This is a genomic window from Brevundimonas sp. (assembly GCF_052436175.1).
Lineage (GTDB): Bacteria > Pseudomonadota > Alphaproteobacteria > Caulobacterales > Caulobacteraceae > Brevundimonas.
Window position 1 is genome coordinate 1 of record NZ_JBQVNM010000048.1, and the last position, 21,289, is coordinate 21,289.

The window sequence follows — 21,289 nt, forward strand, 5'->3', positions numbered from 1 at the left end:
CCGGTCTGAAGACCTCAGGTCAGGTCGGCTTAGCCGCCCATGCCTTCGGTGACTTCCTCGAACTTGCCCGAGATGGTGGTGCCCAGGGCCGTGACGGCGCCGATGATGACGACAGCGATCAGGGCGGCGATCAGGCCGTACTCGATCGCCGTGGCGCCGGACTCGTCCTTGACGAACTTGGTGATGAACTTGGTCATGGCAGTTTCCTTTTCTAGCGATCGGTTGATGACGGCGAGCTGATCGTGGCTCGCTGGCCCCCTTTGACCCGACCACCTTCGCATAGACGCGTTAAGGCTGTGCCCTATGACTATGGTTGTCGCGAGATTCATCTGCCTGAACCGCAGGTTGAGATTGTCTGGCCGCTTCAGTCTTTGTTGAGAATTTTCGACCACCCTCGGGATCTGATCGCGCCCACGCGCACTCCCGGCCGCCCACGGCCCGGAGAAGTTCCAGAGGTGACCGCATGATCCGACGCCTTTCCGCGCTCCGCCTGATCGCCGCACTGGCGCCCATGGCTGCATTCGGGGTTGTACTCGGCGCCGCCCCGGCCCTGGCCCATACCTCGCCGATCAACCTCGGCGTGGACGGGGTGCAACGCATCACCCTGCGCGGCGCGGCCAGTTCGGTCATCGTCGCCAACCCCCAGATCGCAGACGTCACGGTCGTGGACGCCAACACCCTGTTCATCACCGGCAAGGGCTATGGCGTGACCGAGGTCGCGGCCGTGGATTCCATCGGCCGCACCCTGTTCCAGAACCGGGTCGTCGTGACGGGCGGCCAGACCGGGTCGGTCCGGCTGTGGCGCGGCGCCGAAGCCACAGAGATGGCCTGCGCCGCTAGCTGCTCGCCCAGCGTTCGCACCGTCGCGCCCTCCGCCGGGACCCCTTCGGTCACGTCGACGCCGACTCCGTGATCCGGTCGCTGCGCGAAGGCCGGGCGATGCGTCGCCGCGCGCGTCACGGCTCGTCCGCCGTCGAGTTCGCCTTTGTCGGCCTGCCCTTCTTCGTGATGCTGTTCGCCATCATGGAGATCGGCCTGGTGTTCGTGACGGACTCGGTGCTGGACAACGCCACGGTCGAGACCGCCCGCCTGGTCCGCACCGGCCAGGCCGCCGCCTCCAGCATGACCGCAGCACAGTTCAAGACCGAGCTGTGCAACCGCATGAGCATCTTCAGCGGCGATTGCCCCAGCCGGGCCAGCATCGACGTGCGCGCCCTGCCGCAGTTCCGCAACGCCACCCCGCCCGATCCCATGGCCAGCGGCACGGCGTTCAACGAGGGCGCCCTCACCTATATCACCGGCCAGCCGGGCGACCTGATGCTGGTGAGGGTCTGGTACAAGCACCCCCTGATGACGCCCTTCCTGGCCCAGGCCCTGTCGCGTCTGAAGGACGGTAACGCCCGCTTGATGGCGACCACCGCCTTCCGCAACGAACCCTTTGCGCCGACCACGCCATGAGGATCGTCCTGCATCACCCTCATCGCCCGAAGGGCCTCCTTCACCGGTTCGTACGGGACCGGCGCGGCGTTTCGGCCGTCGAATTCGCCCTGATCGCGCCCTTGATGATCGCCTTCTACTTCGGCCTGACCGAGTTTTGTCAGGGCTATATGGCGCAGAAGCGGATGGGCCACAGCGCCGCCGCGGTCGCCGACCTGGTGGCCCAGACCGATGTGGTCACCACCAACGAGCTCGACGACATCGTCGCCATCGGCGGCCTGATCATGAAGCCCTTCCCGACCACCGGTCTGACGGTGCGGGTGTCCAGCGTCACACGCGACGCCAACGGCGTGGCCAAGGTGGACTGGAGCCGGGGCAGCGGCATCGCGGCCCTGGGCAAGACCACCGTGGTCACCGTCCCGACCGACATGGTCGCCAACGGCGAGAGCGTGGTGATGGCCGAAACCACATACGCCTACGCCTCGCCGATCGGCTATCTGCTGCCGGACGTCACCAACTTCCACAGCAAATTCTATTCGCGGCCGCGCAAGGTGGACAAGGTCGGCTGCAGCAACTGCTGAGATGTCCCTGCCTTCCGGTTCAAGCCTTCAGCCGTCCAGCCGCAGGGTCCGCAAGGCGCCCAGACGGGCGAAGGCGACTGTCAGGGCCTTGCGACGCGCCGGGGCCAGGGGCGACACCGGCGCTTCCCGGATCACCGCGCCGCCGAAGCCGTCGGCGACGATCAGGCCGGGTTCGTCCGGCAGCACGCCCTGCGGAAACTCGGGCGCCACGGCGAAGAAGAAGGCGTCGCAGAACGGGGCGTATTCCGGCCATTTGCGATCGACGCGATAGTCCTCGATCCCCGACTTCATCTCGCAGATGACGATGTCGCCCTTCTTGCCCAGGGCCATGACGTCGGCGCGACGGCCGTTGGGCAGGCAGACCTCCAGCAGGGGCGCATAGCCCATGTCGATCAGCAGTCGGGCGGCGCCGCGCGTGACGGACTGCGTCGTTTCCGGGCGCGAGAAGACGAGTTCAAGATGGAGGGCGGCGGACACTCTGCCAGTATGTTCCGCATCCGTTCCGGTTTCAACCGCCGTCAGCCCGGCTGCACCGCATTCCTGTTGACCGCCCACTCCGCCCTGGTCTGACCCCACAGGTCCACCGCATGGTCCTGAAACGGGGGCGGCAGGACGCCGGGACCGCGATTGGTCGATCCCAGTCGTCGGGCCACGGCGGCGGACGGAAGGTTGTCCGGGTCGATGCAGTGGATCACGTCCGTCCAGCCCAGCCGCTCAAAGGCGTAGTCCATGGTCGCGACCGCCGCCTCCAGCGCGTAGCCCTTACCCGTCGCATCCCGGTGCAGGCTCCAGCCGATCTCTCGCCCCGGCCAGCCATAGGGATGCAGCGGCCCGATCCGGCCCTGCCAGATCCCGGTCGATTTTTCGATCACCGAGAACATTCCCTCGCCCTGAAGCGCCCACATGCCGGCGATGGAGGCGATGGCGCGCCAGACCTCGTGCTTGGACTGCACCCCGCCGATGAAGCGGGTCGTCTCCGGATCGCTCATGAAATCCGCCCAGCGCGGGAAGTCGTCATGCGACGGCGGCCTCAGGATCAACCGGGCGGTCTCGAGCGTCGGGCCCAGATCGGATGTCACAACAGGTACTCCCGCTCCAGTTCGTAGTGACTGCCGTCGTCGCTCAGGACGCTGGAATACAGTCCGAACCGATCGACGCGGATCGGCGGCGAATGCAGCAGGTTGTGGCCGGTGATCCAGGCGCCGATCCGGTCCGGATTGGTCTGGGTCTTCAGATAGGCCAGGGTCACATGCGGACGATAGGCGCGGGGCTCCATTCGTAGGCCCGCGCGCTCGGCGGCGGCGCGGCATCGGCCCGCAAGGACGTTCAGCCGTTCGTTCGGCTCCAGCCCGGCCCAGAGGGTGTGGCTGCGATGGTCGTCGCCGAAGGCCCCCACCCCCTTGAGCGCGATCTCGAACGGCCCGCCCGTCGCGGCGCGCTCCAGCTCGGACGCCAGATCATCGGCCCGCCGTTCGTCCATCTCGCCGTAGAAGGCCAAAGTGACGTGCAGGGCCTCGCCCGGTCGCCAGCGCGCGCCGGGCAGGCCGGTCTGGCGCCGTTTCAGCGTCTCGGCGACATCCCACGGGATCGGCAGGGCGGTGAACAGGCGCAGCATGCGACCCTTGGTAGCGGGCGGAACCGCCGCCCGGAAGCCCGGTTCTTCTTGCGGGACGTGCGCTGTCGCACGATATTGGACCCGACGACCGGAGAGACCTCCGGCGAATGGAGACGAGTTTCGCCATGAGCGATTTCAACAACGGCTTTGCGCGCCCCCTGCCGCAGACCGCCGACATGTCGGTGGACGCCGGCCTGCGCAGCTTCATGCTGGGCGTTTACAACAAGCTGGCCCTGGGCCTGCTGGTCGCCGGCGCCCTGGCCTTCCTGACCGGCAACTATCCGCCGGTGCAGCAGCTTCTCTATATCGTGGACGGCTCGGGTCGCCTCGCCGGCCTGACGGCGCTGGGCCTCGGCGTGCAGTTCCTGCCCCTGGTCCTGCTGTTCGGCTCGATGTTCTTTATGAAGAACCCCACGGCCGGCGGCGTGAATCTGCTCTACTGGGCCGTGGTCGCCTCGATCGGCGCGGGCATGGGCGTGCTGTTCCTGCGCTACACGGGCGGCTCCCTGGCCTCGACCTTCTTCGTGACGGCGGCGGCCTTCGGCGGCCTAAGCCTGTTCGGCTACACGACGAAGAAGGACATGACGGCCTTCGGCAGCTTCCTTATCATGGGCGTGATCGGCCTGGTGATCGCCTCGATCGTCAACATCTTCCTGCAGTCCGGCACCTTCTACCTGATCATCTCGGGTCTGGGCGTGCTGATCTTCGCGGGCCTGATCGCCTATGACACCCAGCGGCTGAAGATGACCTACTACGCTCTGGGCGGCGACCAGAACGCCATGGGCGTGGCGACCGGCTATGGCGCCCTGAGCCTGTTCATCAACTTCATCAACCTGTTCCAGTTCCTGCTAGCCTTCATGGGCGGCCGTCGCTGATCCGAACACCGGGTTGAGAGATGCTAGAAGGGCCTCGGGAAACCGGGGCCCTTTTTCGTTGGTCCTTGCCGAGAGACCCGGGGCCTACTCGACGACCTGGAACCGGCGGCTGTCGAAGACCCGCAGCACCTGATCCAGTTCGCGGCCGCGTTTCAGGATCTGGCCGCCCTCGCCGATGACGGCCCACTGGCCCTGACGGGTCTGCAGGGCCGGGCGTTTCTCGATGCGGTAGAGGGGGGCGTCGCCCGAACGGCGGAAGACGGCGAACTCGGCCACATCCCTCTGCCCGATCATGGCGTAGTCGCGCCACTCGCCCGCCGCCACCATGCGGCCGTAGACCCGCAGGATCAGGTCCAGCTCGCGCCGGTGAAAAAAGACCGGCCCGGCGCCCGATCCAGGCTCATCCTCGCCGCCGCCCTGTGAGGGATCAAAGCTCATAAGAGGAAGTTAGGGCGGTTGCTTCCCCGACGCCACCGGCGGCTTGGCGCGAGTGCGACATCCGGTCTCGCCGCCGCAATCATCGAACACGAAATGGCCCCCTTTCGGTCCTTCGCCCGCCCGGTTGGACGGCGAAAACCTGACTGTCGGCCAGTCGGAGTTCGGAAGCGTCCCGGAACCTGAACAGCCCCCCCAGCCCCCCTGGATGTTTCCAGTAACGGGCTCCGACGGGCCGGCGCTTCCTCCAAGCGAGACGCCCGCTGCGCCCCTTCCCCCTCCCGGCCCAGCGGGCGTTTTGCTGTCTGGAGCCCGGCGATGCGGGCGGCCCCATTCAGGTTTGCGGCGGACCGCCGGGGGCTGTGGCGGGCTTGGGAGCCGGAATGATGATCGGGCCGTGCTCCGGGGCCGGAACCGCCACGGTCGCCGCAGCGTCCAGGGTCACGCTCACCCTCTCTTCGCCGCGCGTCACCGAAAGGGTCCGGACGCCTTCGCCGCTCAGCGCCGAGGCCAGCGTCGCCAAGTCGGCCGTGGGGGCGTCGTTCACCGCCGTCACCACGTCGCCGGCCCGCAAATCGCTCTGGGCCGCCGCAGACCCGCCCTCGACCGAATCGACCCGGACGCCCGCCCCGCCGTGTCCGGCGCTGAACTGGGCCCCGAAGGCCAGGACGGCGTCGCGACCGGCGACCACGTTCACCGCCTTGATCGGCTCCACGGTCAGGGCCGTGGCGACCTCGCGTCCGTCGCGCAGATACAGGACCGTGAGGCGGGTTCCGGGCGCGGCGATGCCGACGGTGGCCAGCACCGAACCGGCGTTGGCGACAGGACGGTTCTGGACCCGCAGGATGATGTCACGGCGGCGCAGACCCGCCGCCTCGGCCGGAGACCCCGGCGCCACATCCTCGACCACCGCGCCGCGCACGATATGCAGGCCGAAGTCGCGCGCCCTCTGGGCGTTCAGAGACCCCAGGACGGCGCCGATCCGGCCGCGCGTCACCGAGCCGTGCTCGCGGATCTGGCCCACGACGAACATCATGATCCGGGTCGGGACGGCGAAGGCGATGCCGTCATTTCCGCCGCGCCCGCCCAGACCCAGGGGATCGGACCCGCCCGAGAGGATGGAGGTGTTGATGCCGATCAAGCGTCCGCGGCTGTCGAGCAGCGGTCCGCCGGAATTGCCCGAGTTCACCGCCGCGTCGGTCTGGATATAGTCCTCCACCGCATCGCCGAGGCCCGACCGGCCCAGGCCCGAGATGACGCCCATGGTCAGGGTCTGGTCCAGGCCGAGCGGATAGCCGACGGCGAAGGCCAGATCGCCCGTCCTCAGGGTGTCGGAATCCACGGTCTCGACCTGCGACAGGTTCAGCGGTTCGCCGTCGCGCGGCTGGATGCGCAGGACGGCGATGTCGGTCGCCTTGTCGGTGCCGATCAGGACGGCGTCGAACAGTCGGCCGTCGGTCATGTCGACCGTGAACTTGCCCCCGCCCTCGACCACATGGTTGTTGGTGACCAGCACGCCTTCTTTGGCGTCGATGATGACGCCGGAGCCGGATTGCAGGGGCTTGGCCGCGTTCTCGTCCGACGTCGGTCCGCGCGAGGAGCCTAGGGTGGTCACCTGGACCACGGCCGGCAGGGTCCGCTCCAGCCCGGCGGCGAAGGTGAAGACCCCGCGCCGTTCGTCATAGGGCAGAGGCAGGGCCAGGGTCGTCGGCGCAGGACGGGCCGTCTGGGGCGCGGGCGCCGCATAGGCGGGGGCGCCCAATGTCGCGAGTCCAAGAACCATCATCAGGGGGGCGGCCGCCACGGCCATATTCGACGGGAAGACAAGGCGCGGCATCAAGCAGTTCCTGGGCATCGCCGCGAGGATGGCGCCGATGTGCGAGGTCAGCCTAGCGTGGGAAATGCGCCGTGACGATGGCCCCCGGGCCCGCGTCATCAATCGTCATCTCGCCGCCATGACGGCGCAGCACGGCGCGCACGAAACTGAGGCCGAGGCCATGGCTTTCGCGCCCCTCGGCCTCGGCCACTGACGCGCGATAGTCAGGGTCGGACAGAAGGCGAGGGTCGATGCCGGGGCCCTGATCGGCCACAGAGAGAGCCGCCCCGCCGGGGCCGACGAAGGCCCGCACAGTGATCGTCCCGCCGACGGGAGAGAACTTCAGCGCATTGTCCACGAGATTGGCCGCCGCCCTCTGCAACAGGGAGGGCACGCCCAGGACCGCCACCTCCCCCTCGGCCTCGACCCGGATGGCGATGTCGCGGTCCTCGGCCAGCGGCTGGTAGAGGTCGGCCAGGCCGTGCGCCAGATGGTCCAGACGCACGGTCTCGAACCGCCAGGCCTCACCCTCGCGCAGGGCCAGGGCCTCGTTCATCTGACGCGTCAGCCCCTTGAGGTCGTGCGCCGCCTCCCGCCCCAGACGATGGCGCGTCTTGAGGTCGTCGGTCTCGGCCAGTTGCTCCATCCGCGCCGTGGCCCGGGCCAGGGGCGTGCGGAAGTCGTGGGCCAGCTGATCGGTGGAATCCCGCAACCAGGTCATCAGTTCTTCGAGCCGATCCAGCGTGCGGTTGGCCTGAACCGTCAGCTCGGTCAGTTCCGGCGCCACCCCGATCTCCGTCGCCCGGCGGGAAAAATCGCCGACCGCCGCCCGGTCGAGGGCCTGGCTGACCTCGGCGATGGCGTGGGTCATGCGCCGCCGCGACCAGGTGGAGGCGGCCAGACCCGAAATCAGGATCACGAGGCCGGTCGTGATCACGGCCAGCACCGCCCAGCCCCAGGCCTTGCCCGACCGATCGACAACCCGCCCGACCGAGACCTGCAACGAACCGAACGGGCGGCGCACCACCACGGCCTCCACCGCCCGGGACGGACACAGGGCCCCGCGCGGCAGGGTGACCGCATAGATGTCCGGTCCCAGACGCGACAGCCGCACCCGGCGCGCAGTCTCCAGCGGCGCGAGACCCGCCGGCTTGCCGACCGGCCCCCGGATATAGCGCACCCCGGCCCCGCCCCGGCCGGTGCGGCAGGTCTCCTCGATCGACACGGCGTCTCGGCCCGGGCCGCTTTGCAGCGCCGCGAGAAGACTGGACAGATAGAAGGCGTCGCCCTCGGTCACCGCATCGGCGTTCAAGCTGGATTCCTCGCCCAGCTTCTGTGTCACGGCGGCGAAGTCGTCGAGCGCCGCCAGGGCCGCCTGCTGGCGTTGATCGGTCCGAACCGCCAGGCCGGTGACCAGCAGGGATCCCGACAGGGCGACGGCCGCCAGAACGGCGATGGCGGCCACGAGCTGGGTCGAGGTGCGTCGCCCCAGCCAGTCCCGCAGGCCTTCGCCCAGGCCGAACCTGAAGCCCATCAGACGTCCAGGTCGCGGAAGATGAGGCTCTGGCTGCGGGCCGAGACGATCAGGGGATGCAGGTCCTCGCCGATCTCCGGCGCCTGCTCTTTGAGCCGGCGACGCAGGGCGCTGATGCGGGCGTCGATGATGTTGACGAAGTTGTCGGGCAGGAATTTCCACTCCACCCAGCACTTGTCCCACAGCATGGTCTTGGTCACCGGCTGGCCGCGCGCCTGCATCAGCTCGGCGACGATGGAGAACTCCAGCGGCGACAGGTCGATCAGCCGGGTCGCCGTCGCCCCGTCCGGTCCGGTCGTCTCCAGCTTCAGGGTGCGCGCGCCCGTCGACAGGCGGAAGGGGCCGTTGAGGATGTCGGCGCCGTGCGGGCGGGCATGACGCGGATGACGCCGCATCTGGGCCGCCATGCGCGCCAGCAATTCCTCGTCCCCGACCGGCTTGGCCAGATAGTCGTCGGCGCCGCCCAGCAGCCCTTCGACCTTCTGACCCTCGCCGCCGAGGGCGGTGAGCATCAGGGCCGGCGCCTGGGCCGAAGGGCCCTTCCCCTCGCGCAGCCGGCGCAGGGTGGACAGGCCGTCCAGCCCCTTCGTCATCCGATCGAGGATCAGGACGTCATAGGCCGTGGCTGTGGCTGCGGCGAGGGCCGTCTCCCCCGCGTCGAAACGGTCCACCGTCCCGAACCCCGCGCGCAGCAGACGTTCGGCCACATGCTCGGCCAGGCTGGGGTCGTCCTCGAGCAGCAGGACGCGACGCCCCTCGAAGATGTCGGCCAGGGCGGCGAAAGGGTCGTCCACAGCCGCGCCCGCCCCCTCCTGGGGGTCTGATGAAATGTCGATGGTCACAGCCGAGCCCTCCAGCGGCGCCACGATACGATTTCGCCGTGAAATGACAAAGCGGAGCCATCTGACGCTTTCTGACGTTCGTAGGGGCAGGCGGCGACAAGCGGCGCCGTAAACCTCCCGGGAATGACGAATGAAGCGGATTTCAATGCTGCTGCTGGCCGGTTGCGGCCTGACCGCCTGCCAGACGGCGCCGATGGCCGACAGCGGCTTCCTCAACACCTATGACGGGCTGACAACCCGCACCGACACCCTGCGCGCCTCGATCCGCTAAAACCGCGACGACGCGGCGGTGCCGGCCATCGAACTGGTCTTCCTCGACCCCGCTGTGATGGTCGCCGGCGGCGACGCGGCCCTGTCGGCCGAGGAGCGCGTCCAGGTCTTGCGCGAGGTCGATCGTCAGGTCTGCTACGAGGTCAGCGAGCGCTTCACCCTGGCGCCCACCCCGCGCGGGGCCGCACGACTGCGGGTCGGGGTGACCGGCGTCAGACCGACCGGTCAGGCGGCCTCGGGCGTCGCGGCGGTGGCCAACGCCTTTGTCCCGGGTCCGGGCACCTTCCGCGTGCCCGGCACGACCGGGGGTCTGGCCGCCGAGGCGGAACTGCTGGGACCGGATGGACGTCAGGTCGCGGCCCTGGCCTGGGCGCGCAACGCCAATGTCGTGGGCACCGACACCCCGTCCCTGTCGCGCGTCGGCGACGCCCTGCAGATGGCCGAGCCGTTCGGCGATGCGGTGGGCGACGCCATCTCCCAGCCCAAGCGGCCGGTGCGGCCCATCCCCGAGCCCGACCCCTGCGCCGCCTTCGGTCCGCGCACCCAGCCGGCCGGCTTCCTGACCCGGATGGTCACCGGCCTCTATGTGCCCGAGGTCAACACAGGATCCAAACCCGCCGAGCCGAAGCGGGATTGAGGATCGTCAGCCGATCAGGGCCCGGCGCAGGGCGCTGAACTTGACCTCGGTCTCGTCCAGCTCGGCCTGGGGGTTGCTGTCGGCGACGATCCCGGCGCCGGCCTGGGCGCGCCAGGTCCAGCCGTCCGACCCGCGCTCGAACGCCGCCGTGCGGATCAGGACCGAGGCGGTCAGCCCGGCCTGATCATCCAGCAGGAACAGCGACCCGCACCACGCGCCGCGCGGCGGCTCCAGCGAAGCAATCACCTTCATGGCCTGATGCTTGGGCGCCCCGGTGATGGAGCCGGGCGGAAAGGTCGCCTCCAGCAGGTCGGCCGCTCCCAACCCAGGCTTCAGGGCGCCCGTCACGGTCGAGACGAGATGATGCACGGTCGGCAACCGTTCGATCTCGAACAGCCGGTCCACCTCGACCGAGCCGGGGACGCAGACCCGCGACAGGTCGTTGCGCATCAGGTCGACGATCATCAGGTTCTCGGCCCGGTCCTTGGCGCTGGCCGACAGGGCCTCGGCCTCGGCGGCGTCGGCGACCGGGTCGGACCGGCGCGGACGCGTGCCCTTGATCGGCCGGGTCTCCACCCGCGCATCCTCGGGGCTCCAGGTCAGGAACAGCTCCGGCGAGTTGGAGACCAGCGCCCGGTCGCCGATGCGCCAGAAGGCCCCGAAGGCCGAGCCGCCGTCAGCCGCCAGCCTGAGAAAGACATCGAACGGGTCGGCCTGCGGCTTCAGCCGCCCTGTCCAGCCGCGCGCGATATTGGCCTGGAACAGGTCGCCCGCCTCAATCCGTTCGACCACCTCGGCCACGGCGCCGCGATAGGCGTCGGCACCCGCCTCGGCCTCGAGCGTGTCGGACGGCGCCTCGGGCGTTTCCGGCTCGACGGCCTCCGCCAGCCAGGCGACGGCCTGACGGCAGGCGGCCTCCGCTACGGCGGCGTCCACGCCGCGTCCCACCGCTTCGACCGTCATCGTTTCATGGTCGAACACCAGCATGGCCGAATAGCGGGCCAGGATCAGGTCCGGCCAGACCGACAGCCGCTGCCCCGTCGCCGGCCGCGCCCCGGCGTCATAGGCCGCCAGCCCGACCACGCCGCGTTCCAGACCCGCCGCCCTCAGGCTGTCGAACAGGGCGTCGTCCACACGGTCGAGCACCTGGACCCTGTCCGGGTCCGTGGCGACGAAGGACCGGCTGCCCGGAAGGTCCGGATCGGACAGCAGACACAGGGCGCCGTCGCGGTGGGCGAGGCCGGCCGCGACCGCCAGAGGATCGCGCCAGTCCAGCGACCGCCGCGCCTCGACCGGCAGAGCCTCGAACCTCATGTCGACAGGCGCTCGCCGATCCGGTCGCGCGTCGCGGCGTCCACGCCCAGCACCGTTTCCAGATAGGCGTCGATGGAGCCGGACCGGTCCTCGAGACTCCGGACCGCCGCCTCCAGGTAGGCGGGCTCGACCCCCATGAAGGCCACCACGGCGTCGTGCGAGGCCTTGCGGCCCGTCATCTTCTCCAGCTGGATCGCCATCTGCGGCGCCCGCGCCTCCAGCTCGACGGCGGTGTTGGTGAGGAGATAGTCCTCCATCAGATCGTCCGGTCCGACGCCGAGCAGATGATGGGTCAGGGCGGCCAGCAGGCCCGTCCGGTCCTTGCCCGCCGCGCAGTGGATCAGCACCGGCCTGTCGCTGTCCGCCAGGGCGCGGAAGTAGGCCCCGAAGACCTCCACATGCGACGGCGCATAGGCCATCTTCCCATAGAGGTCTGTCATGAACCGTCGCCCCGAATCCGGGGTCAGGTCGGCCGATTTCAGGAAGGTGATGTGCGGGGCCTCGCCCACCGCATCCAGATCGCTGACCAGCACCTGACCGGCGAAGCCGGCGGGCCGTTTCGACGGCTGTTTGGTGCGTTCGATCGGGCGGCGCAGATCGACCACCACCCCGATGTCCAAGGCCGCCAGCCGCTCCAGATCGCCGTCGCTGACCCGGGCGTGGTGGCCGGAACGATAGAGGGCGCCGGGCCTCACCCGACGCCCTGCAGCGGTGGCGTAGTTTCCGAAATCGCGGAAATTCTCGAGGGCGTCGAAACGGTGCAGGCGGGAGGTCATGCCTTTCCTATAGAGCGGCCTCCAGAGCCTTGGAACAGGGCCTCAGGCGGAACCGGCGCCCGTCACCAGCCCCTGCATCGCGTTCAGATAGGCGATGAAGGCCGTCCGGCCCGCCTCGGTCATCCGCGCCCGGGTCAGGGGCTTTCGACCCTGAAAGCTCTTGTCGATGGCCACGAAGCCGGCGTCCTCCAGCTTCCTCAGATGCACCGACAGATTGCCGTCCGTGGTCTGGAGCTTCTGCTTCAGCTCGTTGAAGTCGGCCGCGTCGGCGCCGGACAGATAGGCCATGACGCCCAGCCGGATCCGCCCGTGAATGACCTCGTCGATCCGGTTGATGTCGAAATCGTCGGCCATGGTCAGACGATCTCCGAGGGTTCCAGATCCGCCGGCTCCTGGCGCGCCAGCACGATGCCGGGGATCAGGGCGACGCAGACCAGCAGGGCCGCGAACACCAGATAGCCGATCGACAGGTGCGACACGGCGCCCAGCAAGGCCGCCCCGGCGTAGGAGGCCAGGGCCACGAACTTCATCCACCTGCGCCCGCTCATCGCCCCCGCGACCAGCCAGGCCGCGCCATAGGCGGCGAAGACCAGCGACGGCATGATCCGCATCGCCCCCCAGTCGCCGGTGGTGAAGCCCATCGCCATCAGACCCAGCCAGACCGAGAAGATGACAAAGCCGACGCCCTCCCAGGCCACCCCGACCGCCTCGTTGCGGATGTTGCGGGCGCCGGGCTTGCGCTGGATGCGGCGGATCAGCACGGTCAGGGTCACGGCGAAGGCGACGCCCGCCGCGATCCAGACCCAGAGCTGGGCCCAGGGGCTGACGGCCAGAACGCCGGACTGAATGGCCCACTGGGCGACGCTGGCCGCGCCGAAGATCACGGCGGCGGCGATCAGAATCGGCCCATTCAGGGGCGGGGCGGTTCGACCCTCCTCGGCCAAGGCGCGGATATAGGCGATGTCGGCGGCGTCAGGCTTGGTGTTCATGGTGAGGCTCCTCCTCGTTCTGCAGCCTCTGTAGCACGTCACTTTAGTTTGTAAAGTCATTTATTGATGCGTCACGCAGCCATCGCCCTATGGCTTGGCCATGGCCGTCAACTTTCATCGCATCGCTTATGAAGCGCTCGAGGTCTGCAACGCCGTCGGTATGGACCGGATCGACGCGGCCGTGTCGCTGGCCAGCACGGCTGCCGGCGCCCGCGCCCTCGACATCGGCTGCGGCAACGCCTCGGTGGCGATCCGTCTGGCTGACCGGTTCGGTCTGAAGGTGGACGCCGTCGAACTGGACCCGGCCATGGCCGAACTGGCGAGCGAGCAGATCGCCGCCTCCCCCGCCCGCGAGCGCGTCACCCTGCACAAGGCGCGGTCCGACGCGGTGCTGGCCGCCAATCCGCCCTTCGACCTGATCGTCGCCCTGGGGACCACCGAGCCGGTCGGCGGCGGGGTGCGCCACCCCGAGGGCATGCTGGCGGGGCTCGCCGCCCATCTGGCGCCCGGCGGCCATCTGTTGTGGGGCGATCTGGTCTGGACCGCCGAACCGCCCGCGCCCCTGCGCCAGATCGTCGAGATGCAGAACCTCTACACAGACGACGTCGGCTGGCGCGACGCCGCCCATGCCGCCGGCCTGACCGTCCGATCCGCCGAGGTCTGCAGCCAGGCCGAATGGGACGCCTACGGCCGGACCATGCTCGACGCGGTCGCCGCCTGGACCGCTGCCCATCCCGACCACCCGGACATGCCCGCTCTGTCCGCCCGGGCGCGTCAGATCGAGATGATGTTCGACTTCGGCCGGGGGTTCATGGGCTTCGGGCTGTATCTGCTGGGGAAGTAATCCTTCACCACAAAGCTCGTCACCCTCGGGCTTGACCCGAGGGCCGGGCGTTGCGTCTGACTATGCAGTGGAACAACGGGGACTGGCGCTTCTGCCCCGCGTTCAGGCAATACCAGACCTTGCCTCTGGCCTTCTGGTCAGGCCCGAGGGTGACGGATGGCGTGGAGAGGCCTCTCAATCCACCCCCGTCACCTCGACCGCCTGTCCCGCCACGGTCGCCTCGTCCCCCACCCGCTTGCCGATCAGGGCGCGCGCCAGCGGGGACACATGGCTGACGGATCCGGCGGCCGGATCGGCCTCGTCCTCTCCCACGATGCGCCAGGTCTGGGTTCGGCCGTCTTCCCGTTCGATGGCCACAGAGCCGCCGAACCGGACGGCGCCGTCCGGTTCGGTCTCGACCAGATGGGCCGTGGCGCGGCGCGAGGACCAGTAGCGCAGGTCACGCGTGGCCCGCGCCATGGCGGTCCGGTCGGCCTCGATCGAACCCTGAGCCTGGGCCGCGGCATAGGCCGCCCGTGCGGTCGCCAGTTCGGCCTCGATGGCGGCCAGACCGGCGGCGGTGACCCAGTTCGGATGGTCGGAAATCGGGCGATCGGGAAGATCGGCGGCGGTGGCCTCCAGATCCTCCTCGCGGGTGAAGGCGACGGACATCCGCCCAACATAGACCATCGGGCGGACCCAAGCGAACCGGGGCCGAAATGCTCGCAATTGCCCCGTAATTTCCTATATATTCGCGGGTGTGGGCGCGGGTCCCCGGACCCTTGATTCGTGCGGGTCCGACCGCCGCCCTTCGACCGTCCCGCCGGGGACCCAGAGCCGAAGAATTCATGACCGACGACACTGCCGACATGCCGGAATACGGCGCCGATTCCATCAAGGTTCTCAAAGGCCTGGACGCCGTGCGCAAACGCCCCGGCATGTATATCGGCGACACCGACGACGGCTCGGGCCTGCACCACATGGTCTATGAGGTGGTCGACAACGCCATCGACGAGGCCCTGGCCGGACATGCCGACCTGGTCCAGGTCATCCTCAATGCCGACGGCTCGGTCACCGTCACGGACAACGGACGCGGCATTCCGACCGGCATCCACGAGGGCGAGGGCGTGTCGGCGGCCGAGGTCATCATGACCCAGCTGCACGCCGGCGGTAAGTTCGACCAGAACTCCTACAAGGTCTCCGGCGGCCTGCACGGCGTCGGCGTCTCGGTCGTCAACGCCCTGTCCGACTGGCTGCAGCTGAAGATCTATCGCGACGGCAAACAGCACGAGATGCGCTTCGAGCGCGGCGACACGGTCAAGTCGCTGGAGGTCACCGGCGACGCCCCCATCCGCGAGGACACCGGCCAGGTTCTCAGCGGCACCGAGGTCACCTTCTATCCGTCGGTCACCACCTTCAGCCACATCGACTTCGACCTGAAGACCCTGGAACACCGGCTGCGGGAACTGGCCTTCCTGAACTCGGGGGTGGTCATCAAGCTGTCCGACCTGCGCCACGCCGAGCCGATCGAGATCCTGCTTCACTACGAGGGCGGGGTGGAGGCCTTCGTGCGCCACCTCGACAAGTCCAAGACGCCGCTGCTGAAGGACGTGATCGTCATTCGCGGCAAGAAGGAGGGGATCGAACTCGATCTCGCCCTGTGGTGGAACGACAGCTACCACGAGACGATGTTGTGCTTCACCAACAACATCCCCCAGCGTGACGGCGGCACCCACCTGTCGGCCTTCCGCACCAGCCTGACCCGCGTCATGGGCGCCTATATGGAAAGCTCGGGCGCCCTGAAGAAGGAAAAGGTCGCCCCATCCGGCGAGGATGCCCGCGAGGGCCTGACCTGCGTCCTGTCGGTCAAGGTGCCGGACCCTAAGTTCTCGTCCCAGACCAAGGACAAGCTGGTTTCCTCCGAGGTGCGCCCGGCGGTCGAAAGCCTATGCACCGAGGGCCTGTCGCAATGGTTCGAGGAACATCCGGTCGAGGCCAAGCAGATCGTCGCCAAGATCATCGAGGCGGCGTCGGCCCGTGAGGCCGCCCGCAAGGCCCGCGACCTGACCCGGCGCAAGTCGGCGCTCGACATCTCGTCCCTGCCCGGCAAGCTGGCCGACTGCCAGGAACGCGACCCGGCCAAGTCCGAACTGTTCATCGTCGAGGGCGACTCCGCCGGCGGCTCGGCCAAACAGGCGCGCAACCGCGAGAACCAGGCCGTCCTGCCCCTGCGCGGCAAGATTCTGAACGTCGAGCGGGCCCGCTTCGACCGGATGCTGTCGTCGGACCTGATCGGGACGCTCATCCTGGCGCTCGGCACCGGCATCGGCCGCGACGACTTCAACGCCGACAAGCTGCGCTATCACAAGATCATCCTGATGGCCGACGCCGACGTCGACGGCGCCCACATCCGGACCCTGCTGCTGACCTTCTTCTATCGGCAGATGCCGGAGCTGATCGAGCGGGGCCACGTCTACATCGCCCAGCCGCCGCTCTACAAAGTGTCCAAGGGCAAGCAGAGCCGCTACCTCAAGGACCAGGCGGACATGGACGCCTATCTGATCGAGGAGGGTTCGTCCGAGGCTGAACTGGACCTGGCCAACGGCGAACGCCGCACCGGCATGGACCTGCAGTCCCTGGTCCGCGACGCCAAGGCGGTCAAGGCCCTGGTGGATCGTCTGTCGCAGCGCGCGCCGGCCTTCGCCATCGAACAGTCGGCCCTGGCCGGCCTGTTCGCCGAAGAGGCCGACCCCGCCGCCGCCTCGGCCGCAGCGAAGCGTCTGAACCTCTATGCCGAGGAAGGCGACGGGGAATGGTCGGGCGGTCCGGGCCATCAAGGCGCCGTGGCCTTCAACCGCACCCGCCGGGCGGTGTCAGAGACCATCGTGCTGGAAGAGACCCTGATCCGCTCGCTGGACGCCCACCGTCTGGCCGAACGCGCCGCCGTGTTCGAGGGCCTGTTCGACACCCCCGCCGTCTATCGCCGCAAGGACAGATCCACGACCATTCGCGGTCCGCTGGACCTGCTCAACGCCGTCCTCGACGCCGGCAAGAAGGGCCTGGCGATCCAGCGCTACAAGGGCCTGGGCGAGATGAACCCCGAACAGCTGTGGGAGACCACGCTCGACGTCAACGCCCGCACCCTGCTGCAGGTCAAGGTGGATCATGCCGACGACGCCGACGATCTGTTCGCCAAGCTGATGGGCGACGTGGTCGAACCCCGCCGCGAGTTCATCCAGGAAAACGCCCTGGACGCCGCCGTTGACGTCTGACGGCGGCGACGCCGCCCCTCATCCCGGCGGGCCGGGATGAGGGATCGGTCGTCAGCCCGCCTTGCGCCCGGCGTCCACCCAGGCCTTCACCGACGGCACGTTGTTGGAGCTGCGCTCGTCGCCGCAGACCAGATTGGACAGATAGCCGTCGCGCGATTCCGGACGATAGGGTTCCCAGGCCGTCGGATCGTCGTAACGCTCGGTCTCGGTTCCGTCGGGGCCGTACTGGATCTCGGTGGTCGAGCGCGACTGCTTGGCGTCGCACCGGAACTCGACCACCTCCACGGCATGGGAATAATCGCCCGGCGCGCCCTGCAGCGGCGGCTTGGCGACCTGCACGCGTCTGACGTCGCCGTCGATGACGATGGTCTGGACGTCGGCCATATAGACCCGCATGGCGTTGCTCGAGAACGGATGCCAGTCGTGTTCCGCGCCCGGAGCCACAGGGTTGGGCGCAGGCTGGGAGCCCGGTGTGTTCAGAACCTCCACCGGCCCCTGATCGGCGGGCGCCGTCTGGGCCAGGGCCGTGCCCGCGACCAGCATGCCGGCCGCCATGGCCAGGACTGCGGTTCGGCTTATCGTCATGTGTTTCCTCCCCAGGGACGACATTACAATACTGTCACTATCGCGCCGCGTGCGGGCGCCTGACAAGGGGCGGAGCCGACGGTTGAACTTCCGCCATGTTCGAACGCCAGGGTTTCGGCCATGCTCCCTAGTCGTCGCCTGATGCTCCGGTTCGTCGTCTCTGCGCCTGTGTTCGGCGCGACCCTTCTCCAGGCGGAGCGCGCCCTGGCGCAGGGCTTTCGGTCCGACCGGATCATCGTCGAGACGCGCGGGCCCGTGCGGCCGGTCGGGCCCGACGTCATTCTGATCCCCGGCATCGCCTCGACGGGCGAGATCTGGCGGCGGACCGCCGACCGGCTGGACGACCGTCACCGCGTCCATATCGTCACCGTGCGCGGCTTCGGCGACGCGCCGGCCGAGGCCAACGCGTCCGGTCGCATCATCGACCCGGTGGCCGCCGAGATCCGCCGCTACATCGCCGAGGCCCGTCTGAACCGCCCGGCCCTGATCGGCCATTCGATGGGCGGATTGATCGCGCTGAAGGCCGCGGCCGATGGCGGCGACCGGATCGGCCGCGTCATGGTGGTGGACGGCGCCCCCTTCTTTCCTGCCCTGATCAGCCCGCAGGCGCGGGTCGCCGATGTCGAGCCTGTGGCCCGGATCGGCTATCAGGCCCTGATGCTGCTGGGCGATCAGGCGCTGCGAAACGGCGGATCGGCCCTGGGCCTTCAGTTAGGCGGCGCGGGCGATACGGTCTTCGACGCCATCGGGTGGCAGGGCGGGGATCGCGCCGTCCTGGCCCAGTCCCTGTATGAGGTCATGACGCTGGACCTGCGGCCCCGCCTGCCCGCGATCACCGCCCCGGTCACCGTGGTCTATGGCTGGAGCCGGGACGACGCCTCGCCGCGCGCCCATGTCGACGGTCTGTTCCGTCAGGGCTTCGCGGGGTTACGCGCCCCCGCCCGCTTCGAGCGGATCGAGGGCGCCGAGCACATGGTGATGATCGACCGGCCCGGCCCCTTCATGGAGGCGGTCGAGCGGTTCCTCGGCGACGATCGTTAGGGGTCAGGCCTCTCCGGCGATCTGTCTCAGGGCGTTCTCGAACACGGCTGCGGGCTGGCCGCCGGAGATCAGATACTTGCCCTCGACCACCACGGCGGGAACGGAGTTGATCCCGCGCGACCGCCACAGGGCCTGGGCGTCCTGCACGGCCTGGACATAGCGATCCGAGGCCAGGATTTCCGCCGCCTCGGCCCGGTCCAGCCCAACCCGTTCGGCGGCGGCCGTGAGGACGCCCGCGTCGGTCAGATTGCGCCCCTCGGTGAAGTGAACGGCGAACAGGGCCTGCTTCAGCGCCTTCTGCTTCGCGGCGTCCACCTCGCCCGCCCAGTGCAGCAGGCGGTGGGCGTCGAAGGTGTTCCAGATGCGACTGTCGGCCGACATCCGCATGTCGAAGCCGACCTCGCCTGCCCTCTGGCGGATCATCGCGCGGTTCTGCGCCGACTGTTCGGGAGTGGAGCCGTACTTCCTGCCGATGTGTTCGACGATGTTCTCGCCCTCGGGCGCCATGCCAGGGTTCAGCTCGAACGGCTGGAAGGCGATGTCCGCCGTGATCCCCTCGGCCTTGAGTTTGTCGAGCGCGGTCTCCAGCCCGCCGAGACCGACGACGCACCAGGGGCAGACGACGTCGGAAACGAAGTCGATCTTCAGGGTCTTGAGAGGGGCGTTCATGGCGGCGCTTCCGGAACCGGTTGTGTTGCGGTTGATATGGGCGCGGTTCGCGCCCACGCCAGACCTTGTCCGTCTGGGCCGTCGTCATAGGATGGAGCCATGACCTTCTCCGGCTTCGCTTCCGACGATCTCGCCTTTCTGAAGGGCCTGGCGGCCCACAACGACCGCGACTGGTTCACCGCCCACCGCGCCGCCTATGACGAGGGGCTGAAGCCGGCGCTGGAGGCCCTGGTCGCGGCGACCACGGAAGCCCTGGCGACGCACGGCGTTCCTCTGGCCGGAAACGCGAAGAAGAGCCTGTTCCGCATCCACCGCGACGTGCGGTTCTCCAAGGACAAGAGCCCCTACAAGACCCATGTCTCGGCCACCCTGACCCGCACCGGCCCTGACGGCCTGTGGCGCAAGATGTCGCCGGGCATGGTCTATGTGCATATCGAACCGGAGGGCGGATCCAGGCCCGTTTTCGACCCGGACACCATCGATCCGCTGGATCCCTCCACCCTCCCGCAGGCGGGCGGCGAAGACGACGCGGAGGCCAATCCCTTCGGCCGGGGGCCGTTCGTGGCGGCGGGTTTCTATCTGTCGGAACGGCCCAACATCGACGCCTTCCGCCGCGCCATCGCCGCCGATCCGGCCGGGTGGGGCAAGGTGGTGGCGGCCCTGACGAAGGCGGGGCTGGAGTTGGCGCGCGGCGATCCGCTGAAACGCCTGCCGCGCGATTTCGCCGATCAGGCCGGATCGCCGTGGGAGGCGGAGTTCAAACGCACCCGCTGGCTGGTGCGCCGATCCCTCAGCGGCGCCGAGATCGCCTCGCCGGACCTGCCCGAACGTCTCGCCGCCTTCGCCGCCGACGCCCGCCCCCTGCTGGAATTCGGCTGGAAGGCGCTGGACGGACGCTGATCCGCACACGGAGGCCTTATCACCGCCCTGTTGCGTGAACAGGCGCGACATGTCTACGGTGAAGCTGCGGGCGCGTCGCCCGTTTCGGGTGGGGGCCTGAACATGATCGTCAAGCATCGCAGACGCTGGATCGGCCTCGCCGCCGCTGGGATGTTTTCGGTCATGGCCTGGAGTTCGGTCATCGTCCTCGGGGTCGCCGTCATCCGCTGAACCGATCCTTAACGACCCGGGCGCACCTTCATGCGTTGAGGCGTCGTAACGCCCGGAGATTCGCGACCGATGTCGACCATCATGACCAACTCCACCCGCCGCTCGCGCGACCATTTCGAGCCGCAGGACATCGATCCCCAGGAACAGCGCCGCCTGCGCGGCCAGCTGGAACAGATCGACTACACCGCCTTCGTCTCCAATCGCGAGATCATCGGCCCGGCCCTGTCGGGCGTGGACGCCGGCACCTTCCAGAGACTGGCCGTAGCTGTGGCCACCGCACGCACCCGATGGGTCGCAGAGGCCCTGCGGCTGTCGGAATCCGGCTCGCCGGCCACGCCGGACCAGGTCGCCCGCCTGACCGCCGCCCGCGTCGCCTTCGAGGAACTGGCCGAGGCCTATGAGGCGTTGAGGCGCATGGTTGAACGCAACTACCTGACCCTGGGATAGACCGTCGGATCAGTCCGGGTCGAGCGGCTGGGGCCGAGTCGAGACCGGGGCGTTCGGATCGCTGGACGCCGGACGGGCCGCCGTCGGCGGCGGGCCTGAGGGCGCCGGGGACGGCGCGGGCGTCAGAGGCGCCGTCTCGATCACCGGCGCGGGCGTCGGGGACGGCGAGGGGGTCGCGACCGAAGGCGAGACTGACGCGGTCGGGGCGGTCGATGCTGCGC

General features: G+C 68.9%; 26 protein-coding genes and 1 pseudogene. 11 read left to right on the forward strand and 16 right to left on the reverse strand.

Annotation, left to right across the window (positions count from 1 at the left end):
• Positions 1–29: 29 nt before the first annotated feature.
• Positions 30–197 carry a Flp family type IVb pilin gene (locus ACT6QK_RS10960; protein WP_444597860.1) on the reverse strand — a complete coding sequence of 56 codons (168 nt, stop codon included), beginning with the start codon at positions 195–197 and terminating at the stop codon, positions 30–32.
• Between the two features lie 266 nt (positions 198–463).
• Between ACT6QK_RS10960 and ACT6QK_RS10965 the strand changes: the two genes are divergently transcribed.
• From ACT6QK_RS10965 to ACT6QK_RS10975, 3 genes are read left to right on the forward strand one after another with little or no spacing between them, the layout of a single operon-like run.
• On the forward strand, positions 464–913 hold the full coding sequence (locus ACT6QK_RS10965; protein WP_444597861.1) for a pilus assembly protein N-terminal domain-containing protein: 450 nt from the start codon (positions 464–466) through the stop codon (positions 911–913).
• Positions 914–939: 26 nt separating this feature from the next.
• On the forward strand, positions 940–1,458 hold the full coding sequence (locus ACT6QK_RS10970) for a TadE/TadG family type IV pilus assembly protein (RefSeq protein ID WP_444597862.1): 519 nt from the start codon (positions 940–942) through the stop codon (positions 1,456–1,458).
• A complete protein-coding gene (locus ACT6QK_RS10975) occupies positions 1,455–2,018 on the forward strand; it encodes a TadE/TadG family type IV pilus assembly protein (RefSeq protein WP_444597863.1) in 564 nt (187 codons plus the stop codon). The genes ACT6QK_RS10970 and ACT6QK_RS10975 overlap by 4 nt, the downstream gene beginning before the upstream one ends.
• A gap of 27 nt (positions 2,019–2,045) precedes the next feature.
• Here ACT6QK_RS10975 and mmcB read toward each other — a convergent pair whose 3' ends face one another.
• The 3 genes from mmcB to thpR are packed head-to-tail and all read right to left on the reverse strand — an operon-like array spanning position 2,046 to position 3,633.
• Positions 2,046–2,495 carry a DNA repair putative endonuclease MmcB gene (gene mmcB / locus ACT6QK_RS10980; RefSeq protein WP_444597864.1) on the reverse strand — a complete coding sequence of 150 codons (450 nt, stop codon included), beginning with the start codon at positions 2,493–2,495 and terminating at the stop codon, positions 2,046–2,048.
• 41 nt (positions 2,496–2,536) lie between these two features.
• The gene (locus ACT6QK_RS10985) at positions 2,537–3,097 is read right to left on the reverse strand and encodes a GNAT family N-acetyltransferase (protein ID WP_444597865.1); all 561 of its coding nucleotides are present in this window, start codon (positions 3,095–3,097) and stop codon (positions 2,537–2,539) included.
• Positions 3,094–3,633, reverse strand: a complete 540-nt coding sequence (gene thpR / locus ACT6QK_RS10990) for an RNA 2',3'-cyclic phosphodiesterase (RefSeq protein ID WP_444597866.1) — start codon at positions 3,631–3,633, stop codon at positions 3,094–3,096. Before thpR ends, ACT6QK_RS10985 begins: the two co-directional genes overlap by 4 nt.
• Positions 3,634–3,758: 125 nt before the next feature.
• Here thpR and ACT6QK_RS10995 point away from each other — a divergent pair, with 125 nt between their 5' ends.
• The gene (locus ACT6QK_RS10995) at positions 3,759–4,508 is read left to right on the forward strand and encodes a Bax inhibitor-1/YccA family protein (RefSeq protein WP_444597867.1); all 750 of its coding nucleotides are present in this window, start codon (positions 3,759–3,761) and stop codon (positions 4,506–4,508) included.
• A gap of 84 nt (positions 4,509–4,592) precedes the next feature.
• On the opposite strand, the gene ACT6QK_RS11000 is transcribed toward ACT6QK_RS10995, so the two are convergent.
• From ACT6QK_RS11000 to ACT6QK_RS11015, 4 genes are all read right to left on the reverse strand, one after another.
• Complete coding sequence (locus tag ACT6QK_RS11000) at positions 4,593–4,946, reverse strand: DUF2794 domain-containing protein (RefSeq protein ID WP_444597868.1); 354 nt, start codon at positions 4,944–4,946, stop codon at positions 4,593–4,595.
• Between the two features lie 331 nt (positions 4,947–5,277).
• Positions 5,278–6,780, reverse strand: coding sequence for a trypsin-like peptidase domain-containing protein (locus ACT6QK_RS11005; protein WP_444597869.1), 1,503 nt, complete (start codon positions 6,778–6,780; stop codon positions 5,278–5,280).
• A 52-nt stretch (positions 6,781–6,832) separates the two neighbouring features.
• Positions 6,833–8,293: an ATP-binding protein gene (locus ACT6QK_RS11010; protein ID WP_444597870.1), complete on the reverse strand. Its 1,461-nt coding sequence runs from the start codon at positions 8,291–8,293 to the stop codon at positions 6,833–6,835.
• The gene (locus ACT6QK_RS11015) at positions 8,293–9,159 is read right to left on the reverse strand and encodes a response regulator transcription factor (protein WP_444597871.1); all 867 of its coding nucleotides are present in this window, start codon (positions 9,157–9,159) and stop codon (positions 8,293–8,295) included. The genes ACT6QK_RS11010 and ACT6QK_RS11015 overlap by 1 nt, the downstream gene beginning before the upstream one ends.
• A 106-nt stretch (positions 9,160–9,265) precedes the next feature.
• Here ACT6QK_RS11015 and ACT6QK_RS11020 point away from each other — a divergent pair, with 106 nt between their 5' ends.
• Both ACT6QK_RS11020 and ACT6QK_RS11025 read left to right on the forward strand, forming a co-directional pair.
• On the forward strand, positions 9,266–9,406 hold the full coding sequence (locus ACT6QK_RS11020; protein ID WP_444597872.1) for a hypothetical protein: 141 nt from the start codon (positions 9,266–9,268) through the stop codon (positions 9,404–9,406).
• An 18-nt stretch (positions 9,407–9,424) separates the two neighbouring features.
• Positions 9,425–10,042 carry a DUF3313 family protein gene (locus tag ACT6QK_RS11025; RefSeq protein ID WP_444597873.1) on the forward strand — a complete coding sequence of 206 codons (618 nt, stop codon included), beginning with the start codon at positions 9,425–9,427 and terminating at the stop codon, positions 10,040–10,042.
• A gap of 6 nt (positions 10,043–10,048) precedes the next feature.
• On the opposite strand, the gene ACT6QK_RS11030 is transcribed toward ACT6QK_RS11025, so the two are convergent.
• Genes ACT6QK_RS11030 through ACT6QK_RS11045 form a run of 4 tightly spaced genes read right to left on the reverse strand, consistent with a single transcriptional unit; the run spans position 10,049 to position 13,121 of the window.
• Positions 10,049–11,356 carry an anthranilate synthase component I family protein gene (locus tag ACT6QK_RS11030; protein ID WP_444597874.1) on the reverse strand — a complete coding sequence of 436 codons (1,308 nt, stop codon included), beginning with the start codon at positions 11,354–11,356 and terminating at the stop codon, positions 10,049–10,051.
• On the reverse strand, positions 11,353–12,132 hold the full coding sequence (locus ACT6QK_RS11035; RefSeq protein ID WP_444597875.1) for a tyrosine-protein phosphatase: 780 nt from the start codon (positions 12,130–12,132) through the stop codon (positions 11,353–11,355). Before ACT6QK_RS11035 ends, ACT6QK_RS11030 begins: the two co-directional genes overlap by 4 nt.
• Before the next feature lie 42 nt (positions 12,133–12,174).
• Positions 12,175–12,486 carry a winged helix-turn-helix domain-containing protein gene (locus tag ACT6QK_RS11040; protein ID WP_444597876.1) on the reverse strand — a complete coding sequence of 104 codons (312 nt, stop codon included), beginning with the start codon at positions 12,484–12,486 and terminating at the stop codon, positions 12,175–12,177.
• A 2-nt stretch (positions 12,487–12,488) separates the two neighbouring features.
• The gene (locus tag ACT6QK_RS11045) at positions 12,489–13,121 is read right to left on the reverse strand and encodes a hypothetical protein (RefSeq protein ID WP_444597877.1); all 633 of its coding nucleotides are present in this window, start codon (positions 13,119–13,121) and stop codon (positions 12,489–12,491) included.
• Between the two features lie 100 nt (positions 13,122–13,221).
• Between ACT6QK_RS11045 and ACT6QK_RS11050 the strand changes: the two genes are divergently transcribed.
• On the forward strand, positions 13,222–13,965 hold the full coding sequence (locus ACT6QK_RS11050; RefSeq protein ID WP_444597878.1) for an SAM-dependent methyltransferase: 744 nt from the start codon (positions 13,222–13,224) through the stop codon (positions 13,963–13,965).
• Positions 13,966–14,139: 174 nt separating this feature from the next.
• Here ACT6QK_RS11050 and greA read toward each other — a convergent pair whose 3' ends face one another.
• Entirely contained in the window at positions 14,140–14,616 is a 477-nt protein-coding gene (greA, locus tag ACT6QK_RS11055; RefSeq protein WP_444597879.1) for a transcription elongation factor GreA, read from the reverse strand.
• A gap of 176 nt (positions 14,617–14,792) precedes the next feature.
• Between greA and gyrB the strand changes: the two genes are divergently transcribed.
• On the forward strand, positions 14,793–17,216 hold the full coding sequence (gyrB, locus tag ACT6QK_RS11060) for a DNA topoisomerase (ATP-hydrolyzing) subunit B (RefSeq protein ID WP_444597880.1): 2,424 nt from the start codon (positions 14,793–14,795) through the stop codon (positions 17,214–17,216).
• A 51-nt stretch (positions 17,217–17,267) separates the two neighbouring features.
• On the opposite strand, the gene ACT6QK_RS11065 is transcribed toward gyrB, so the two are convergent.
• Entirely contained in the window at positions 17,268–17,801 is a 534-nt protein-coding gene (locus ACT6QK_RS11065; protein ID WP_444597881.1) for a surface-adhesin E family protein, read from the reverse strand.
• 120 nt (positions 17,802–17,921) lie between these two features.
• On the opposite strand from ACT6QK_RS11065, the gene ACT6QK_RS11070 reads away from it, so the two are divergent.
• Positions 17,922–18,842, forward strand: a complete 921-nt coding sequence (locus ACT6QK_RS11070; protein ID WP_444597882.1) for an alpha/beta fold hydrolase — start codon at positions 17,922–17,924, stop codon at positions 18,840–18,842.
• 3 nt (positions 18,843–18,845) lie between these two features.
• Here the strand turns inward: ACT6QK_RS11070 and ACT6QK_RS11075 are convergent, their stop codons facing one another.
• The gene (locus tag ACT6QK_RS11075; protein WP_444597883.1) at positions 18,846–19,511 is read right to left on the reverse strand and encodes a DsbA family oxidoreductase; all 666 of its coding nucleotides are present in this window, start codon (positions 19,509–19,511) and stop codon (positions 18,846–18,848) included.
• Between the two features lie 99 nt (positions 19,512–19,610).
• On the opposite strand from ACT6QK_RS11075, the gene ACT6QK_RS11080 reads away from it, so the two are divergent.
• Both ACT6QK_RS11080 and ACT6QK_RS11085 read left to right on the forward strand, forming a co-directional pair.
• Positions 19,611–20,411: a DUF2461 domain-containing protein gene (locus ACT6QK_RS11080; RefSeq protein WP_444597884.1), complete on the forward strand. Its 801-nt coding sequence runs from the start codon at positions 19,611–19,613 to the stop codon at positions 20,409–20,411.
• A gap of 279 nt (positions 20,412–20,690) precedes the next feature.
• Positions 20,691–21,068, forward strand: coding sequence for a hypothetical protein (locus ACT6QK_RS11085; RefSeq protein WP_444597885.1), 378 nt, complete (start codon positions 20,691–20,693; stop codon positions 21,066–21,068).
• A gap of 9 nt (positions 21,069–21,077) precedes the next feature.
• Here the strand turns inward: ACT6QK_RS11085 and ACT6QK_RS11090 are convergent.
• Positions 21,078–21,289 (reverse strand): annotated as a pseudogene (locus tag ACT6QK_RS11090) (hypothetical protein); the annotation flags it as partial.

What these genes read in the sequence shown, in the direction of transcription:
- ACT6QK_RS10960 (WP_444597860.1), bottom strand. Translation starts at nt 197, where the DNA reads ATGACCAAGTTCATCACCAAGTTCGTCAAGGACGAGTCCGGCGCCACG.
- ACT6QK_RS10965 (WP_444597861.1), top strand. Translation starts at nt 464, where the DNA reads ATGATCCGACGCCTTTCCGCGCTCCGCCTGATCGCCGCACTGGCGCCC.
- ACT6QK_RS10970 (WP_444597862.1), top strand. Translation starts at nt 940, where the DNA reads ATGCGTCGCCGCGCGCGTCACGGCTCGTCCGCCGTCGAGTTCGCCTTT.
- ACT6QK_RS10975 (WP_444597863.1), top strand. Translation starts at nt 1,455, where the DNA reads ATGAGGATCGTCCTGCATCACCCTCATCGCCCGAAGGGCCTCCTTCAC.
- thpR (WP_444597866.1), bottom strand. Translation starts at nt 3,633, where the DNA reads ATGCTGCGCCTGTTCACCGCCCTGCCGATCCCGTGGGATGTCGCCGAG.
- ACT6QK_RS10995 (WP_444597867.1), top strand. Translation starts at nt 3,759, where the DNA reads ATGAGCGATTTCAACAACGGCTTTGCGCGCCCCCTGCCGCAGACCGCC.
- ACT6QK_RS11000 (WP_444597868.1), bottom strand. Translation starts at nt 4,946, where the DNA reads ATGAGCTTTGATCCCTCACAGGGCGGCGGCGAGGATGAGCCTGGATCG.
- ACT6QK_RS11005 (WP_444597869.1), bottom strand. Translation starts at nt 6,780, where the DNA reads ATGCCGCGCCTTGTCTTCCCGTCGAATATGGCCGTGGCGGCCGCCCCC.
- ACT6QK_RS11010 (WP_444597870.1), bottom strand. Translation starts at nt 8,293, where the DNA reads ATGGGCTTCAGGTTCGGCCTGGGCGAAGGCCTGCGGGACTGGCTGGGG.
- ACT6QK_RS11020 (WP_444597872.1), top strand. Translation starts at nt 9,266, where the DNA reads ATGAAGCGGATTTCAATGCTGCTGCTGGCCGGTTGCGGCCTGACCGCC.
- ACT6QK_RS11030 (WP_444597874.1), bottom strand. Translation starts at nt 11,356, where the DNA reads ATGAGGTTCGAGGCTCTGCCGGTCGAGGCGCGGCGGTCGCTGGACTGG.
- ACT6QK_RS11035 (WP_444597875.1), bottom strand. Translation starts at nt 12,132, where the DNA reads ATGACCTCCCGCCTGCACCGTTTCGACGCCCTCGAGAATTTCCGCGAT.
- ACT6QK_RS11040 (WP_444597876.1), bottom strand. Translation starts at nt 12,486, where the DNA reads ATGGCCGACGATTTCGACATCAACCGGATCGACGAGGTCATTCACGGG.
- ACT6QK_RS11045 (WP_444597877.1), bottom strand. Translation starts at nt 13,121, where the DNA reads ATGAACACCAAGCCTGACGCCGCCGACATCGCCTATATCCGCGCCTTG.
- ACT6QK_RS11050 (WP_444597878.1), top strand. Translation starts at nt 13,222, where the DNA reads ATGGCCGTCAACTTTCATCGCATCGCTTATGAAGCGCTCGAGGTCTGC.
- greA (WP_444597879.1), bottom strand. Translation starts at nt 14,616, where the DNA reads ATGTCCGTCGCCTTCACCCGCGAGGAGGATCTGGAGGCCACCGCCGCC.
- gyrB (WP_444597880.1), top strand. Translation starts at nt 14,793, where the DNA reads ATGACCGACGACACTGCCGACATGCCGGAATACGGCGCCGATTCCATC.
- ACT6QK_RS11065 (WP_444597881.1), bottom strand. Translation starts at nt 17,801, where the DNA reads ATGACGATAAGCCGAACCGCAGTCCTGGCCATGGCGGCCGGCATGCTG.
- ACT6QK_RS11070 (WP_444597882.1), top strand. Translation starts at nt 17,922, where the DNA reads ATGCTCCCTAGTCGTCGCCTGATGCTCCGGTTCGTCGTCTCTGCGCCT.
- ACT6QK_RS11075 (WP_444597883.1), bottom strand. Translation starts at nt 19,511, where the DNA reads ATGAACGCCCCTCTCAAGACCCTGAAGATCGACTTCGTTTCCGACGTC.
- ACT6QK_RS11080 (WP_444597884.1), top strand. Translation starts at nt 19,611, where the DNA reads ATGACCTTCTCCGGCTTCGCTTCCGACGATCTCGCCTTTCTGAAGGGC.
- ACT6QK_RS11085 (WP_444597885.1), top strand. Translation starts at nt 20,691, where the DNA reads ATGTCGACCATCATGACCAACTCCACCCGCCGCTCGCGCGACCATTTC.